The organism is Methyloligella halotolerans, from assembly GCF_001708935.1.
Taxonomy (GTDB): Bacteria; Pseudomonadota; Alphaproteobacteria; order Rhizobiales; family Methyloligellaceae; genus Methyloligella; species Methyloligella halotolerans.
This window is the reverse complement of record NZ_MASI01000006.1, coordinates 159,737-175,333: the sequence shown is the minus strand read 5'-3', so window position 1 is coordinate 175,333 and position 15,597 is coordinate 159,737. Positions and strand designations below refer to the sequence as shown.

Annotated in this window: 15 protein-coding genes and 1 pseudogene; 4 read left to right on the top strand and 12 right to left on the bottom strand. The window is 63.4% G+C overall.

All coding sequences use genetic code 11. The features are described 5' to 3' along the window. Nucleotides 1-101 precede the first annotated feature (101 nt). Together A7A08_RS11830 and A7A08_RS11825 are read left to right on the top strand one after the other, a co-directional pair. Nucleotides 102-989, top strand: a complete 888-nt coding sequence (locus A7A08_RS11830) for an SH3 domain-containing protein (protein WP_069095673.1) — start codon at nt 102-104, stop codon at nt 987-989. A gap of 98 nt (nt 990-1,087) precedes the next feature. Further along, complete coding sequence (locus A7A08_RS11825; protein WP_069095672.1) at nt 1,088-2,761, top strand: tryptophan halogenase family protein; 1,674 nt, start codon at nt 1,088-1,090, stop codon at nt 2,759-2,761. A 23-nt stretch (nt 2,762-2,784) separates the two neighbouring features. Here the strand turns inward: A7A08_RS11825 and A7A08_RS11820 are convergent, their stop codons facing one another. From A7A08_RS11820 to A7A08_RS11810, 3 genes are all read right to left on the bottom strand, one after another. Beyond that, on the bottom strand, nt 2,785-3,483 hold the full coding sequence (locus A7A08_RS11820; RefSeq protein WP_425349023.1) for a glycoside hydrolase family 25 protein: 699 nt from the start codon (nt 3,481-3,483) through the stop codon (nt 2,785-2,787). Continuing rightward, nucleotides 3,483-4,457, bottom strand: a complete 975-nt coding sequence (locus tag A7A08_RS11815) for a phosphodiester glycosidase family protein (RefSeq protein WP_069095670.1) — start codon at nt 4,455-4,457, stop codon at nt 3,483-3,485. The genes A7A08_RS11820 and A7A08_RS11815 overlap by 1 nt, the downstream gene beginning before the upstream one ends. Nucleotides 4,458-4,650: 193 nt before the next feature. Next, nucleotides 4,651-4,914 carry a hypothetical protein gene (locus tag A7A08_RS11810; RefSeq protein WP_069095669.1) on the bottom strand — a complete coding sequence of 88 codons (264 nt, stop codon included), beginning with the start codon at nt 4,912-4,914 and terminating at the stop codon, nt 4,651-4,653. A 104-nt stretch (nt 4,915-5,018) separates the two neighbouring features. Here A7A08_RS11810 and A7A08_RS11805 point away from each other — a divergent pair, with 104 nt between their 5' ends. Next, nucleotides 5,019-5,519, top strand: coding sequence for a flavin reductase family protein (locus A7A08_RS11805; protein WP_069095732.1), 501 nt, complete (start codon nt 5,019-5,021; stop codon nt 5,517-5,519). Nucleotides 5,520-5,522: 3 nt separating this feature from the next. On the opposite strand, the gene A7A08_RS11800 is transcribed toward A7A08_RS11805, so the two are convergent. From A7A08_RS11800 to A7A08_RS11790, 3 genes are all read right to left on the bottom strand, one after another. Continuing rightward, complete coding sequence (locus A7A08_RS11800; RefSeq protein WP_069095668.1) at nt 5,523-6,572, bottom strand: class I SAM-dependent methyltransferase; 1,050 nt, start codon at nt 6,570-6,572, stop codon at nt 5,523-5,525. A 153-nt stretch (nt 6,573-6,725) separates the two neighbouring features. Then, the gene (locus tag A7A08_RS11795; RefSeq protein WP_245290917.1) at nt 6,726-8,498 is read right to left on the bottom strand and encodes an arylsulfatase; all 1,773 of its coding nucleotides are present in this window, start codon (nt 8,496-8,498) and stop codon (nt 6,726-6,728) included. Nucleotides 8,499-8,535: 37 nt separating this feature from the next. Further along, nucleotides 8,536-9,507 (bottom strand): HAD family hydrolase, encoded by a 972-nt coding sequence (locus A7A08_RS11790; RefSeq protein WP_425349022.1) that lies wholly within the window; start codon nt 9,505-9,507, stop codon nt 8,536-8,538. Nucleotides 9,508-9,633: 126 nt separating this feature from the next. Between A7A08_RS11790 and A7A08_RS11785 the strand changes: the two genes are divergently transcribed. Then, nucleotides 9,634-10,362 carry a Crp/Fnr family transcriptional regulator gene (locus A7A08_RS11785; RefSeq protein WP_069095666.1) on the top strand — a complete coding sequence of 243 codons (729 nt, stop codon included), beginning with the start codon at nt 9,634-9,636 and terminating at the stop codon, nt 10,360-10,362. Nucleotides 10,363-10,387: 25 nt separating this feature from the next. Here A7A08_RS11785 and A7A08_RS11780 read toward each other — a convergent pair whose 3' ends face one another. The 6 genes and pseudogenes from A7A08_RS11780 to A7A08_RS11760 form a co-directional block, all read right to left on the bottom strand. Further along, on the bottom strand, nt 10,388-11,362 hold the full coding sequence (locus A7A08_RS11780) for an endonuclease/exonuclease/phosphatase family protein (RefSeq protein ID WP_069095665.1): 975 nt from the start codon (nt 11,360-11,362) through the stop codon (nt 10,388-10,390). Nucleotides 11,363-11,577: 215 nt separating this feature from the next. Next, entirely contained in the window at nt 11,578-11,835 is a 258-nt protein-coding gene (locus tag A7A08_RS11775; RefSeq protein ID WP_069095664.1) for a GlsB/YeaQ/YmgE family stress response membrane protein, read from the bottom strand. 154 nt (nt 11,836-11,989) lie between these two features. Then, nucleotides 11,990-12,271 (bottom strand): GlsB/YeaQ/YmgE family stress response membrane protein, encoded by a 282-nt coding sequence (locus tag A7A08_RS11770; protein WP_069095663.1) that lies wholly within the window; start codon nt 12,269-12,271, stop codon nt 11,990-11,992. A gap of 60 nt (nt 12,272-12,331) precedes the next feature. Then, a complete protein-coding gene (locus A7A08_RS16585; RefSeq protein WP_208430629.1) occupies nt 12,332-12,805 on the bottom strand; it encodes a class I adenylate-forming enzyme family protein in 474 nt (157 codons plus the stop codon). Between the two features lie 45 nt (nt 12,806-12,850). Further along, nucleotides 12,851-13,893, bottom strand: a pseudogene (locus tag A7A08_RS11765) (class I adenylate-forming enzyme family protein); the annotation flags it as partial. 105 nt (nt 13,894-13,998) lie between these two features. Continuing rightward, on the bottom strand, nt 13,999-15,486 hold the full coding sequence (locus A7A08_RS11760; protein ID WP_069095662.1) for a M10 family metallopeptidase C-terminal domain-containing protein: 1,488 nt from the start codon (nt 15,484-15,486) through the stop codon (nt 13,999-14,001). Nucleotides 15,487-15,597: the final 111 nt, after the last annotated feature.

Here is a 15,597-nt window from a genome sequence, read left to right as displayed (position 1 = left end):
CCCGCCCGGCAAGCCTGCGCGTGCCAACAAGCAGAGAGCATCGAGCTTCGCGACCTGTGGGACCGTAAGCCCATCGTCGTTGCCGGCGGCGGCGCGGGCGCATGGTCGTCCTCAGTCTGTTGATCGTCGGCATCGCCAGCCTGTTCGGTCCCGATAGCGCGCCGGAGACGGGGAAATCCATCGAAGGCCGGTTCGCGGCAGAAGCGGAATCCGATATCGAGGATATCTCCGCACCGCCCGCAGAGGCCGCGACGCCGCCTGCGGAGACCGCGGCTGCCGCAGCGCCGGAGCTTTCCACCGCGTCCATGATCGAGCTGGCGCCGGCTGCTGCCATTCCCTTCCCCATTTCTCTCGACCCGTCCGATGCGGTACCCGAGCGCAGCTCCGTGATCATCGGCGGCCTGCCCGAGGGGGCGAGCCTTTCCGCCGGCCGTCCCGTGGGTAACGGCGAATGGAATCTCGCTGCCGACGAGATCGGAAATCTCGCCGTGACCGTGCCGCCGGGCACCACAGGAAGCCATCCTGTGAGGGTTGCGCTGATCGATGCCCAGGGCGGCGTCCTCTCCGATGCCTCGACCACCCTCGTGGTTCGGGGAGAGGCGGCAGTCACCGCGGCTGACGAAGCCGGCGACGGGGAGCAGGATCCCTTCTCCGCCCAGCAGAACCAGAGCTCTGCCGATCCGGTCGAAACCGCTTCCGTGGAAGGGGAGACTCAAACGTCTCCCGGCGCCCAGCCCCAGCCATCGTCGCTCGGCCAGCCCGCCGATGACGGTGTCGCCGGCGCCGCGTCCGACGGTAAGTGGATGGTGGTGACCACGGCGGTGAATATGCGTGCGAAACCGGCCTCCGATGGCCAGACGGTGATCGTCCAGCCGAAGGGCAAGCGTCTGCGGGTGACCGAAAATCAGTATGGCTGGCTCAAGGTCACCGATCCCGAAGGCGGCCAGGGCGGCTGGATCTACAAGAACTTCCTCAAAGACGCCGAGTGACGGCGAGGCGACCGCGCGGCCTGCCGCCATGCGGCCCATTAGCCCTTGGCACGTCCCGAGCCTGTGTCTAGCTTCAGGGGAAACGGACTGGGGGCGAAATGGGCGAACCACTACGCAGCATCACCATCGTCGGCGGCGGCACGGCGGGATGGCTGACAGCAACCTTTCTCAACCGCTACTGCTCGTCGAAAGATGGGCGCGGCGGACCTGAGATCACCCTGATCGAGTCGCCCAACATCCCCATCGTGGGGGTGGGCGAGGCGAGCCTCCCCGGCATGGTCGTGCTGCTCAATCAGCTCGGCGTTTCGGAATCCGAATTCCTGAAGCTCACCGACGCGACCTTCAAGGTCGCGGCCCATTTCATCAATTGGAACCACGACGATAAGGGCCGCCCGACCGAGTTCCTGAACGTATTGAACGCGGCCGGCCAGATCGACGGCCGGAAGCTGGCCGATTATTTCGTGACCTTCGATGCCGCTCATCGCGGCCCCGAGGCGGGCCTCGACTACGTGCGGCTCTTCTCGCCCGCCGTCGAGATCGTCCGCCGCAATTTGGCGCCTCGCCGTCCCGGCGCCCCCGATTTCAGCGGCGAGCTGGGCTACACCTATCACTTCGATGCGACCAAGCTCGCCGCCTTCCTGAAGGATGTCGCCACCAATCGGGGCGTGAACCACATCCTCGCCGATGTCGACGAGGTCAATCTCGACGAGCGCGGCTTCGTGAAGTCCCTCAGCCTGCGGGACAGAGGCGAGCATCCGGTCGATCTGGTTATCGATTGCACGGGCTTCCGCGGCTCCATCCTTCAGCAGGCTCTGGGTGAACCCTTCGAATCCTACGGCGACCATCTGCTGAACGACCGCGCGGCCGTGGTCCAGATTCCCCACGAAGACGAACGCGTCATGGCGCCGACGACCCGCGCAACCGGCTTCAAGGCGGGGTGGAACTTCAACATCCCCCTGACCACCCGCGTCGGCACCGGCTACATCTATTCCAGCAAGTTCATCTCCGACGATGAGGCCGTGGACGAGCTCCTCGCCTTCTACGGAGACCAGGCCAAGGGACACGAGCCCCGTATCATCCCCATGCGCACCGGCCGGGTCCGCAATGCCTGGGTGAAGAACTGCGTGGCGCTGGGCCTCTCCTGCGGCTTCATCGAGCCCCTGGAGGCGACCGCCATCTTCATGACCGATCTGGGCGCGCGCTGGCTCCACCACTACCTGCCGACCCAGGACTTCGAGCCCGAGCTGGCGGCTGCCTATAACCGCCAGGTCTCCAAGGTCTACGAGGAGGTGCGCGACTTCGTGCAGGCGCATTACCACCTCAACAACCGGCAGGATTCCGAATATTGGCGCGTGGCCCGGGAGGAGATGAAGCTCTCAGACCGCCTGCAGGAGAACCTGAAGGTCTGGCAGCACACCACGCCCGAGATGATGGATCTCGACACGGCGTATCTCTTCAGTGCCCCCGTCTACACCCTGCTTCTGATCGCCAAGGGGTTCTACAAGGACCGCGAGATCGCAAAGGCGGGATCGCTGAGCCGGTCGGCCTATGAGCGCTACAGGACGGAGATGCGCAAGGCCCGCCCCGGTCAGCTCGAAGGGCTGGTCGGCCAGGCTGAATTCCTGAAGGCCGCGGGTCGGCCACCTGCGGGCCCTCTGGCCCAGCCGGCGCCGGCCGATTTCGCGTCCTTCACGGCCAGCAGCACCAAGATCAAGCTCGGCGGCGCCCCGAAAACCGTGAAAGGCCGGCGCCGCAAGCTAAAGCGGCGGTAGAGGGCGGTCGGCCAGGCCTCGGCCTACCGGAGCTGCTTAGACAGCACAGCCTCATCCCCCTTCAGCACGTTCAAATCCACGCCTTCCTCGATGCCGTCGACGAAGCCGGTGAACGTGTACTGCCATAGGAGCCAGTCGTCCTTGTGGGGTGGGCGGAAAACCGAGCGGCGCCAGAGCGGCCGGTCCGGCAAAGCGTCTCCATAGTCCGCGAGAAAATCCTCCGGCGCGTAGATGATCGCCTCCCGGCCGAGCGCCTCCTCCACCATTCCGAAGAACGCGTCGACTTCCGGCTTTAGTGCCTCCGGCGTAGGACGTTCCTTGCAGTTGCCGACATACTCCAGATCGACCGCCGGCGGCAGCATCGTGCCGTCCTTCGGCAAGGTGGCGAGAAAGTTCTCCGCCTGGTCCTTCCCCGGGCGGCACAGCGTGAAGAAGTGATACGCGCCCGTCGCGATCCCTGCTTTTTTCGCCGCCTTCCAGTTCTCGAGGAACTTGCGGTCCTTCCAGTCGCCCCCTTCGGTCGACTTCATGTAGGCAAAGGCGACATTGTCGGCCGCCACCTTGTCCCAATCGATATCGCCCTGATGATGAGAGACGTCGATACCGCGCACGGGATACAGGCTTGCGTCAGGTCTATAGGTCAAAAGATAGATTCCCGCGACGACCGCAACCGCCACGGTCAGCACGGCGGCCCCGATGAAAATGCGCACGGCTGTCAATATCACCGCTCCATGACCGCGAAGACGATGGGCAGGGTCCAGCGCTTTTGGCCGATCATGGGTGTAAGGAGCTTGATCTCCTCGTCGTCCACCGCGATCTCCCAGTCGCCGCAGAAATCCCGCTTAAAGCCGTTCAGCTGCATGGCCTGACACGCCACCGGTCCACCATCGAGATTGAGCGCGATGTCCAGATCGAGCGGCGAGTTCGCTAGGAAGGTCGCCAGCCTGTTAAGCGAAAAGAACGCATCCGTCGTGGTGCCGATGATGATCCGGCCTTCGCTGTCCTCGGCCACGAAGTTGCGGTTGGCCAGCCAGCGATTGTCGCCCTTGGAGCGGCTCTCCCCGTTCCGGTCGACCAGCAGCGGATAGGAAACCATGGCGTCATCGGCGCCTTCCAGCACCTCCTGCCAGTCCCGGTCCTTCAGATCGACGATGTGGGCCTCATCGCCCTTGGCGACGAAAGCGCCGTGGGTCGCGTCGTATTCCTCCGGGCCATAGCGCTTTCCGTCTGCGACCAGCGGCGTGTCCGGCCAGCCATCCATGGCGAAATAGCTGCCATTCACGGCCATCACCGCACCGAGTTCGTCCATCCAGTCGCCGACCTCGTTATCGCCAGGCGGCGAGATTCGCACGACGAGCTTGAAGCGCTTTGCGTCGATCCGCGCCAGCAGGAAGCTGTCGACCTCCTTGCCGTCCACTAGAACGGGCAGGGTGCCCGCTTCGAAGCCGGGCGCGATCTCTTTCCACTCGAGCTTGCCGGCCTCGCCGGGAGGCGGGTTTTCCTGAAGCGCCAGGCGCATGGCCGGCGAGAGGCGCTCGTCGTCCTTGGTGACGGTGACCCACTGGCTGCCGCCCCGCTGCAGCACGACATTGATGCCGTACCACCCCCAATACATGTAGATGCCGATGAAGACGGCGAGGAAGGCCACCAGCAGGCAGCCGAGAACGGACAAGGTGACTTTTGCAGGACGGCGCATGGATACCCGGGAAGTTGGTGGATCAAGGTGAGATCCCAATCTTCCCGTGCAGACGCGTGCAATTCAATTAAAAATTGAGTTGAGCGGCGAAGTCCCCCGATGGGTCGAACGGCGGGGTAACGTGCTTAGCAGTCGGAGAGAAGGCGAGGGGCACCCCGATCGTCTCGGGGCGCCCCCGGCATGTCAAACCGACCTATTGCGGCTCGGCCTGCTTGGGATCGCCCGCATGCGGCGAAGCCTCGCCGCCCATGGACTCATCCATCTTCATCTTCAGCTTCATGCACTTCTTGTTCTGCATCATCTCGGCTTCAGGCATGGCCTGGCACTTCTCCATCATCTTCATCTGACGCTTGGTCATGTCGCCGGACATGTGATGGTCTGCGAATGCCGCAGAGCCGGACGCTGCCAGGAACGTGAGGCCGAGGGCGATCGAAAGGGCTTTTGTCGTGGAAGCCATGGGTATTCCTCCGGTTTATGATTTTCGATATGAGGGCCTACGGCTCCCGGTTGGGACCGGATCAGAACCGCAACGCAAAAAAAAGAATCGCGGAGGATGGAACAATGAGCGAGGCCATCGCAGACCTCTTCAAGAGCCTAACTCACGGCGTCTATCTCATCGGCGTCGCGGACGGCGAAACCCGCAATGCCTTCACCGCCGCCTGGGTCATGCAGATCTCCTTCGATCCTCTGCTCCTGGCGCTGAGCATCAATCCGGATCACGCCTCCTTCCCGCTCCTGGAGTCAGGCGGGGCCTTCAGCGTCAACGTGCTCAAGAAGGATCAGCCAGACCTGGCCGAACATTATGGGAAGTCGGGCGATCCCGGGCCCCTGGCCGAGCCGGACTGGACGACCGGCAAGTTCGGGCCCCCATTGCGCAACGACGCCATGGCCTGGTTCGAGTGCAAGGCGAAGTACATCGCCCCGGCGGGGGATCACATGCTGGTCACCGGCGAGGTGGTCGGCGGCAAGCTGCTCGATGCGGACGCGATGCCGATGACCTATGCCGACACGGGTAATCTCGACGGGGCAGGGGCCTTGTTTCCCGACAGCTTCACCGGCTGACCGTCAGGGCCGCGCTTCCAGGATCATGTTGAACGGCGTCTCCGCCGCCCGGCGCACGCTGCCGAAGCCCGCTTCCGTCAGCACCTCGGTCAGGCGCTTCTCGCCCGCCTGCGCGCCGAGCGCCGCGCCCACGTCCTGATTGAGTGACGCCGGCACGCAGATATTGGTCGAAAAGGCATAGTAGATGCGGCCCACCGGATTGAGGTTCTCCGCCAACGTGTCGCCCGCCAGCGGCTCCACGATCATAAGCGTACCTTCGGGCTTCAGCGCCTCGCGGATATGGGACGCCACGCCCACCGGATCGCCCATGTCGTGCAGCGCATCGAACACCGTCACCAGATCGTAGCCGGCACCGGCGAAATCCTGCGCCCGCCCCACCTCGAAGCTGAGAGTGCTCTCGCCGTTCATGTGGCTGCGCGCATGCGCTATCGAAGGCTCGTGGAAGTCGATGCCGGTGAAATTGGATTGCGGGAAAGCTTCGGCCATCACCGCGGTCGAGACCCCGTGACCGCAGCCCACATCGGCAACACTTGCGCCCGCCTCGAGCTTGTCGACCACGCCGTCCAGCGCCGGAAGCCACTCGCTCACCAGATGGGCCTTGTAGCCGGGGCGGAAGAAGCGCTCGGTGCCGCAGAACAGGCAGTCGCTGTGATCGCCCCAGCCGATTCCACTGCCGGACTTGAAGGCCTCCGCGAGTCTGGGTTCATCGGCGAACACGGCGGCCAGCGAATAGAAGCCGCCGGTCATGTTCACCGGGCTGTCTTGGTCGGCGAAAACCGCCGCCTGTTCCGGCGTCATCGAGAAATCGCCGCTTTGCGCATCGTATTCGACGTAACCGGAGGCCGCCTGGCAGGCCAGCCATTCGCGGACATAGCGCTCATGAGTTCCGGTTTCGTCGGCGAGCTCCTGCGGGCTGAACGGTCCGCCTTCGGCAAGGGCCGTATACAGCCCGAGCTTGTCGCCGATCAGGACAAGCGCTGCACTCGCCGCGGCGCCTAATTCCTGCACCATCAGATGCAGCAGAGGCTCCAGCTTCTCCATGTTGAGAGTCATCGTCTTCCTCCTTCTGGGAAACGCGAGAAAATCAACCTTGAAGTGTGGATGTTACGCCCGAGTCCGGGCTGCGTGACGCGAAAAAGAGACACAAAAAAAGGGGCCGGCCCGTTTCCGGACCGACCCCCTTCTCGGGTGCTGTTCTACTGCGCCTTAGTTGCCCGTCGGCATGGGGATGTTCACCCCGTCCTTCTCGAGCTGCTCGCGGACCCACTTGAAGCGCTGATACCCGGACAGGGTGATCGGGCCCGTATAGGTCATGCTCTGCATCTTGCGAGGCGGATACTTCACATAGCTCTTCATGAGCTTCTCCAGAGCCTCGTTGGACGGGATCGCCGCCCAGGTCCGCTCCGTGAAGTTGTTCATGAAGATGTCGTAGCGCTCCTGAGGATCGGCCTGCAGGTCGTAGACCTGAGGCACGGTCGCGACATACTTCTCCGCACCCTTCCAGCCAAGATTGGTGTCGACCGAAAGCGCGCCCGTCGGCATGCCGTCGTCGCCACGCAGGTTGAAGACGAACTTGTAGTTGTCGTAGCGGATGGCGCCCGGCGAAAGCTCGTTCTCCGTAAAGTAGAACCACTCGTGCCGAGGGCTTTCGCCCTTGCCGGTCCAGACAGGTGTCATGTCGTAGCTGTCGAAGATGATCGGCTTGCCGTCCCGGTCGTCCTTGGGAAGCTCTGTTCCCGCGACGGACGCGAAGGTCGCCATCAGGTCGAGACCGCCCGACGTGTCGTCGTTGATCACGCCCTCGGCCACCTTGCCCGGCCAGCGCACGATGGCCGGCACGCGGTTGCCGCCCTCACGCACCGTGCCCTTGGTGCCGCGGAACGGGGTATAGCCCGCATCCGGATAGACATCCTGCCAGGCACCGTTGTCGACCGTGTAGAAGACGAGGGTGTTCTCCGCCATGCCGAGCTCGTCGAGCTTCTTCAGCAGCCTGCCGACACGGGTATCGAGCTCCACCACGGAGTCGGAATACTTATATTTTGAGATCGACTTATGCTCGAACTCCGGGGCCGGCATGTTCGGCTGGTGGTTCTTCATGAAGTTGACGTTGATGAAGAAGGGCTTGTCCGACTTGGAGGCATCCTCCAGGAATTCCGTGGCCGCTTCCTCGACATATTGGTCGAGATACGGAATGCCGACCACGCCCTTTTCGGGGGTATCGACATACTCGCCGTTGACACTCCAGACCTGCTTGGCAGGCTCCCCCGCATTGCCGGACATCGCGCCCTTGGTCACCTTCTGGAACATGGCGCGCAGCTCCGGCGACATGTTCGGGAACCACTTCGGATCGCCGTAGGTGTAGGCGTTCAAGTGATACAGGAACGCGTACTTCATCTTGTCGTAGCCCTGCTCGTTCGGCAGCGCGTAGTCGGCCTCGCCAAGATGCCACTTGCCGGTGAAATAGGTGTCGTACCCGGCCTTCTTCAGCACCGAACCCAGCGTCCATTCCGCCGCCGGCAAGCCGCCGCCCTGGCCCTGGAAGGCCACGGTGGTCATGCCGGAGCGATTCGGGATGCGTCCGGTCTGGATCGCCGCGCGGCCCGGCGTGCAACTCGGCTGGCCGTAGAAATTGGTGAAGGTCATGCCTTCGCTGGCCAGCTTGTCGAAACTCGGGGTCTGCATGCCCCGCGCCTTGCCGCCGAGATAGGGGCCGAGATCGCCCCAGCCCGTGTCGTCGGAAACGATCAGGAGAATATTGGGCCGGTCGCTCTTCGTGTCGTTCGACGTTTCGGTTGCGGTGGCCTCCGACGGGGCGCCGCTCGTGGCGGAATCGGACGGGGTTTCGGTCGTCGCTGCGCCTGCCGAGTCCTGCGGCGCGGTGCCGGCCGGAGCGTCGCTTTGGGCGAAAGCCCCGCCCGAAAAGGCCATCACTGTCACCGACAGCGAAGCCCACAGGCATCGTCTCAGATACGTCCTCATTGGATCTCCTCCTTTGTCATGACCGCCGGCTTCCGCCTTACGGCGCTGGTTCCGGGGGAAAAATTTGCTTCCAGTCGTTCTTCATATCGACAACGGTCCAGCCTTCTTCCGGCGCCATGTCGAGGGCCTTGTCCAGCCGGCCAAACTTCGTATCGCGGTCGTAGGCGTATTCTCGTTTCGCATCGGTGTGATGAACGATCATACCGAAACGCGGCCCGTCGCCCGCCGTGGTCCATTCCAGCATCTGGAGGTCGCCGTCCGAATTGCCGAAGGCGGCGATCGGGCGCTGGCCGATATGTTGATTGATGCCAACGGGCTTGCCGGGACCATCGTCGATGAAGTTCATCGCCGGCATACGCATCAGCTCCGGATCGCCGTCTTTGTCCTGAAATTCGGTCTTGATGCTCGATCCCACCACTTGGTCCGGCGGGATGCCGTAGACCCGGTCGGTCCACGGGCGCATGAACTCGATGCCGCCCCCTGACACGATGAAGGTCTTGAAGCCGTTGTCCCGAAGGTAGGAGAGAAGCTCGAGCATCGGCTGGTAGGCGAGCTCGGTGTAAGGCTTCTTGAAGCGGGGATGTTTCGCCTCTGCCAGCCAGTCCTCGACGATGGTCTCGAATTCCGCCGGCGTCATGCCCGCATGAGTCGCCATGACGAGCTCTGCGATGCCTTTTTGGCCCGATGCGGCCAGGGTCTTCATATCGCCCTCGAGCACGGCCTTGAATGGCTGCTTGTCCTTCCACTCCGGATGCTCGGGCGCGAGAGCCTTTACTCTGTCGATGGCAAAGACCAGCTGCGTATAGGCGGGATGCTCGACCCAAAGCGTGCCGTCATTGTCGAACACGGCGATACGGTTATCCGGCGCCACGTAGTCCGGCCCCTCCTCCTCCGTCACCTTTTCGACGAAGCCTTCGATGGCCTGCTTTGCGGCGCCGTCATTCCACGAGGGAAGGGGGTCCTGCTGGCCGAACGCCGAGGAGGCTGCGAAAATGGCAATGAATGCCATCGCGGCAATGCGCGTGGTGAACCCTACGGGAAACCACATGGGTTCGCTCTCCTCCCGTGGCTCATGAGTGTGATGAGCGTACTCCGACCGGATTACACAGAACCGATCATCTGATACTATTGGTTCATGAATTCGCTAAATGATCATTCGGCTTTGAAGCATCCCGTCACGCGCCTGACGGAGGCGCTGACGATTCTCGAACAGCGCGGATGGTTTGCCGGACGCGGCGCGGACAAGCAGAAGCGTTTCGCCTCGATTGCGCGGCTCAAGCACTACGACGCGGGCGAGGCGGTCTACCTGATGGGGGACGTCCCCACCGGCATATTCGGCCTCGTGACGGGCTCGCTGGACTGCTCCTTTCCCCGGAGCGATGGCGAGGATTACGTGATGCATCGGGCGGGCGCCGGTTTCTGGGTGGGTGATCTGGCGCTTCTGTCGGAGAAGCCGCGCCTCATCTCGATCTACGCCGCCGAACCGACCACGCTGGTGCAGCTCCCCATACAGGAGCTGAGCAATCTCGTGAGAGAGGATCCGAGTCTCTACGCGGATTTCTATCAGCTAACCTACGAGAACTTCGAGCACACGTTCCGGATCGTCACCAACCTTTCGATGCAGTCGGCCAAGAAGCGGGTCGCGGACAAGCTGCTCTTCGAGCTCAACGCCTGGCCCCAGGACGAGGGGTGGCTGGTGATCTCGCAACCCGACCTTGCGCGGATGACGGCAATCTCCCTGCCGACGCTTCAGCGGGTGATCCGCCGTTTTGCGGAGGACGGTCTGATCGTGAAGGCCTATGGCCGTATCAAGGTCGCAGATCCGGATGGGCTGCTCGCTATCTGCCAGCAGGACGGGGCTTAGGCCGGCCAGGGCTTACCGACAGCGACTACTTCTTCCCGACATAGGAGAGCCGGGCATAGACCGGGAAATGGTCGGACCCGATATGGGGCAACACTTGCAGTTCGTGGGTTGCGAATTCGCGCGTGTGGAACAGATGGTCGAGCGGCCACCTGGCAAACCAGTAATCGGCGTGGAACGTGGCGTAGAGCCCGCGGCCGCGGCGCGGGTCCTCAGCCTTCGCGATCCGGCGAAAGCTCGCGGTCGTGCGGGACCAGGCGACGTCGTTGAGGTCCCCTGCGACCAGCGATGCATCGCCGTCATCGCGCATTTCCCGCGCCACGATCATCAGCTCCGCATCGCGGTCTTCCGCATCCTGCGCCGGACCCGGCGGCTCGGGATGCAGGCCGTAGAACCAGAAGCTATCGCCCGACGCGAGGCCGAGCTTCGCCCTCAGGGACGGAATTTCTTCGCGCACCAGACGGCGGATCTCGCAGGTCTCGATCGTCAGGCGCGTCATGAACAGGACCCCGTAGCCGTTGTCCTGGGGCAGGGCGGTGACGTGGGGGTAGCGCTCGGCCACCGGCTGCAGCTGGGACTTCCACCAATCGTCGATCTCCACGATGAAGACGAGATCGGGATCGTAGGTTTTCAGGAGATGGAGCAACCCCTCCGCCTTGCGGTTGGTCTGCTTGACGTTCGCGATTAGCACCGAAAATGTCGGATCCTCCGGGCGCGCCTGGGACAGCCGCGAGGCCGGCATCAGAGGGGTGAACGGCCAAATCCGCAGAGCTTGGTACAGAACCGCGGGAACCAGCAGCGCCGCGGCCACCCAGTGATAGGGCGCGTGCCAGGATGATGTGAGAAGGAGACCGATCAGGGCTGCGACGCCGCCGACCAGCAGCTGAGGCCGAGGGAAGTCGCAGATCCGGACGATTCCGGCATGGGTCGGGATCAGCGGCAGAAACGTGCCCACGATCACCAATGCCGCCAGAGCGAAAAACGCGATGGACAGTGCGGCCACTGTCTCAACCCCCGTGGAAAATTATTAAAGAATGCCGGCGAGTCTATCGAGCTCAAGGGAGCGCCTGTCTCGCGAACGAACGGCGGTACCCAGTGTAATGGTGTTTGGAATGATACCCATGACAACGGCCCGCAAGGTCAACCGCCTTGCAGGCCGCGATGTCATGAGACGCATTCCAGCGCCGCAGGCCTTGAAGCCCACGGGCAGACGGGCCCTTAAGCGCTGCGCTTCGCGATAAGGCCCCAGACGAACAGCACGATGATTGCGCCGACTGTCGCGCCAATAAGGCCCGCGGAATCGTCCGCGCCGTACCACCCGACAGCCTGGCCGAGATAAGTGGCGACGAAAGCGCCGCCGATGCCGAGCAGCGTCGTCAGAATGAAGCCTTGGGGCTCGTTGTCGCCCGGCATGATGAACTTGGCGATGACGCCGGCAATGAAGCCAATCAGAATGATCCAAAGAATATAAAGCATATCTATCCCCTCTCCGGTTGCCTCCCATAGCAACGTGCACGCTGCATTGCGGTTCCCGCCGGTCCTAACCTGGGAAACCGTGGTTCAGATACGGAGGCGGCTAACGCGTTCTGGCGGACGGCCGATCAACCGAGACGATGTGACGAACCTGAAGCTACCGCCGGCTTTGGACGATCCGCAGGATCACGAGAAACACCAGCGCTCCCAGGAACGCCGCGACGATGTCGCGAAGCGATATCGAGATGGAATTCAGCCCCGGCCAGATGTTGAAGCACCGGAAGACGGCGCCGCCGATCAGCGCGCCGACCAGTCCGAGGCCAAGATTCATCCAGCGTCCGAGACCGCTCAGCCGGCCCGTGATGGCAAACCCTGCCAGCGAGCCTGCGAGCGCGCCGACGATAAGCCATACGATCAATTGTGCGATGGTGACGGCCATGCTTCAGCCCTCCCTTGAAGACATGCTCCCCGCCGCGAGATTCGCTCAAGCTGGGGTCGATCACAAGACTTTTCCGGGCGACCCTGCCAGTTCCCCACCAGCTCGCGAATGGCTGTGCTCGTAGCTCTCACGCAGGCTTTTGCGCGCCAGCTTCCCGTTTGCGTTCTTCGGCAGGACCTCGAGCCGCACATAGATGCGCGGCACCTTGTAAGCGGCGAGCCGCTCGGCGGTGTAGTCCCGCAAGGCCTCTCCATCGAGCTCGGCGGGTGCAACATAGAACGCGGCGATGACGGTCGTGTCCGCCTTCACCGCGACCTCCGCGGCCGCGCTCTCGGTGATGTCGGGATGGGCATTGAGAACGGATTCGATCTCGATCGGCGAAACCCGAATGCCGCCCGCATTGATCATGTCGTCGGTCCGTCCGAGATAAGTGACCGCCCCGTCCTCCGAGAGGCTCACATGGTCTCCCGTCAGAAACCACTCACCGGTGAAGCGGTCCGCGGTCTCCTCCGGCGCTCCCCAATAGCCCAGCATGAGGCCGGGGTCCCGGCGTGAGACGGCGAGGACGCCGGGCTCGCCGAATCCCACGGGTCCGCTTTCGCCAAGCACGGCCACGCGCCGGCCCTGCTGTGGATAGCCGAGTGTGCCTGCCGGTGCGGGCTTGTCCGGAGAGCTGGAAACGAAGGTGGAGCACTCCGACATGCCGAACGCTTCATGGATAGCGTTCCCGTCGCCTTCTCCCAGGCCGCGCGTATGCCGTCGGGCATCTTCTCGCCCGCCGACAGGCCATGGCGCAGCGATGGCAAGGCGGGCACAGGCGTGCGCAGGAGCTTGCGATACACACCCGGTGCGGCGGCGAAGAGGGTCGCGTGATGCCCTTGAAGTAGCGCGCCGAGTTGGTACGGCGTCACGGCGCCATCTGGGATCAGCGCCGTCGCGCCGCGCGTCCATGGATCCAGCAGCCCGGTCCCCAGCGTGTAGGTCCAGTTGAACGCGCCGGCGTGGAGCAGCCGGTCGTCTTCACGAAGTCCGTACCAGCCAGCCCACATCATGCGGCGCGCCCAGATCGCCCGGTGGGCGTGTGTAACGGCGCGGGGCTGACCCGATGTGCCGGAGGTGTAGATGATGTAGCCCGGCCGCTCCGGATCGCCCATGGCATAGTCCGCTGGCGGGAGCGCTGTCATCTCGCCCAGCGTCTCGGCAGCCAGTACGGGACAAGGCGCGTTCTCCGGAACCGCGACACCATCCTCGGCCACGATCAGCTTCGGATGTACCTCGGCAATGATCTTCGCCACTTCCGACACCGTGAGCTGCGCCGAGGTCGGCACTGGGATGATGTCCGCGGCAAGGGCGGCAAGGAAGGTCAGCGGGAACGCGACGCTATTGCCGACCCGCATGAGAAGCCGGTCGCCCGGCCGGAGCCCTTCCTCCAGAAAACCCTGTGCGATTCCCCGCACGGCTGTCTCCAGCCGCTCGTAGCTCCAGTTGTCGCAAGCGTCGGGCGAGATCACGGCGAGCGCGGTCTTGTCGCCCAGGTCGCCCGCACGGCTCAGCACATAGGCTGCGAGATTGAAAGGGGCGGGGCAGGGCGGCGGGGCCCCCTGGTCGAAGATGGCATCCATGCCGCGCTGCTAAGACCTCGCGACCGATCTGGCAAGACTGAAGCTCTTAAAGACGAAGCGCTTAAAGGCTAAAGCGCCCAGCCCGGGCCCGCATGCCAGCGTGCGCTAGAGGATGAAGTCATCCTTGGTCAGGGAGTGAACGTTCTGCACGAGGATTTGGAAGTCGTCGCGGCCGTCCCCGTCTACATCGGCTTTAACGACCACATCGTCGCCGATGATCCTTAAGCGGAGCGCGCCGGACTGCCCGTCGGCATGATCGAGGCCGAACCATCGGAAGGCCTGGTTTCCGCCCACATCGGTGCGTGCATCGATCTCGCTCAGATCGATCAGATCCTCTCCAGGCGTGAAGTCGGTGATCACATCCCTGTCGGCGCCGAGCCCCGAATGGTTCACGGATCGGAACTGGAACTGATCCGCCCCGGCGCCGCCGGTCATGACATCCCTGTGCGCACCGCCGTTCAGAATGTCGTCTCCATTGCCACCATGTAGAGTGTCTTTGCCCTGTCCGCCGGCGAGCAGGTCGTTTCCGTCTCCGCCCCACAGGATATCGCTCCCGCGATTGGCGTTGAGAACGTCATTTCCCGCGCCACCGCGAAGATCGTCGCCGCGGTCCAGACCGCGCAGCATGTTGTCAGCGTCATTCCCGATCATGATGTCGTGGCCGGAGCCGCCGATCGCATTCTCGATCACGGCGCCGGGTGCGATGGAGACGTTGCCGGTCAGCCCGCCGACGCTCGAGAAGGATTCCTCCCGGAGATCGATCGTCTGATCGTCCCGGTAGCAGGAGAAATCGAAGGTATCGATGCCATCGCCATCCCACACGCAGAACACAGCGGCGTCGTTTTCGCCGTCTAACGTGTATGCCGCCCCGGCGTTCGCACGGTACCCGTAGGTCGTATCGCCCGCGCGGGTAAGATAATTGGCACCGTAGAGCATCTGCAGCGCCACGATGTCATGCATCAACGGCGTGCTGGCATAGATGCCGTCGTGAACCGCGCCCGTGTTGCCGGCGCCGAAATAGCTCATCACCGAGTACTGGAGCGTATCCTGAACATACTCTGCGCTGTTCGCGTAGGTGATGCTCATCCCGGGGGCGGCATTGTAGTCGCCGGGATGCTCGAGCCCGAGGGCATGGCCAATTTCGTGGATCAGGGCGAGATTGTTGTAGTTGCCGTCAGCCGGATTGAAGTTCCCGTAATAGCGGTTCACCCAAACGTCGCCCGCGGGATCGCTGCCGTCCGTTCCATCCGGCGCGGGGAGATAGGCAAAGGCTGCCGCCCAGTCGTTCGCCGAATAGTTTCCGAACAGGATCGAAGCTGAATCTCCCCACGGCGCGCTGCCGGCCCCCTGCGCCACGAACGTGATGTTGGCCACATCGGACCAAAGCTCGAGCGCAGTCTCGGCGGCCGCGATCTGCACCGAATTGAAGGGGCTGAACGACCCGTAGACGTTGCTGCTGTTGTTGTAGCTCGGCCGGTCGTCCCGGAAGGCGTAGGTAACGGTGACAGGTTCGCCCTGCACCTCGCCCCAACCAAAGCCGTCGCGGATGATTTGAGCGCCCGCTTCTTCTGCAGTGTAGGAAAGTTTAGCCATTTTCTCTTTCGTTTCCTTCGCCAGGGAGCGAGGTCTAAGAGCGGCCGGTTACTCGGAAGCTTCGCCGTCGGGTAAGCTTTGATTCAAACCGGAGCGCTCCCGCCTCGCGCC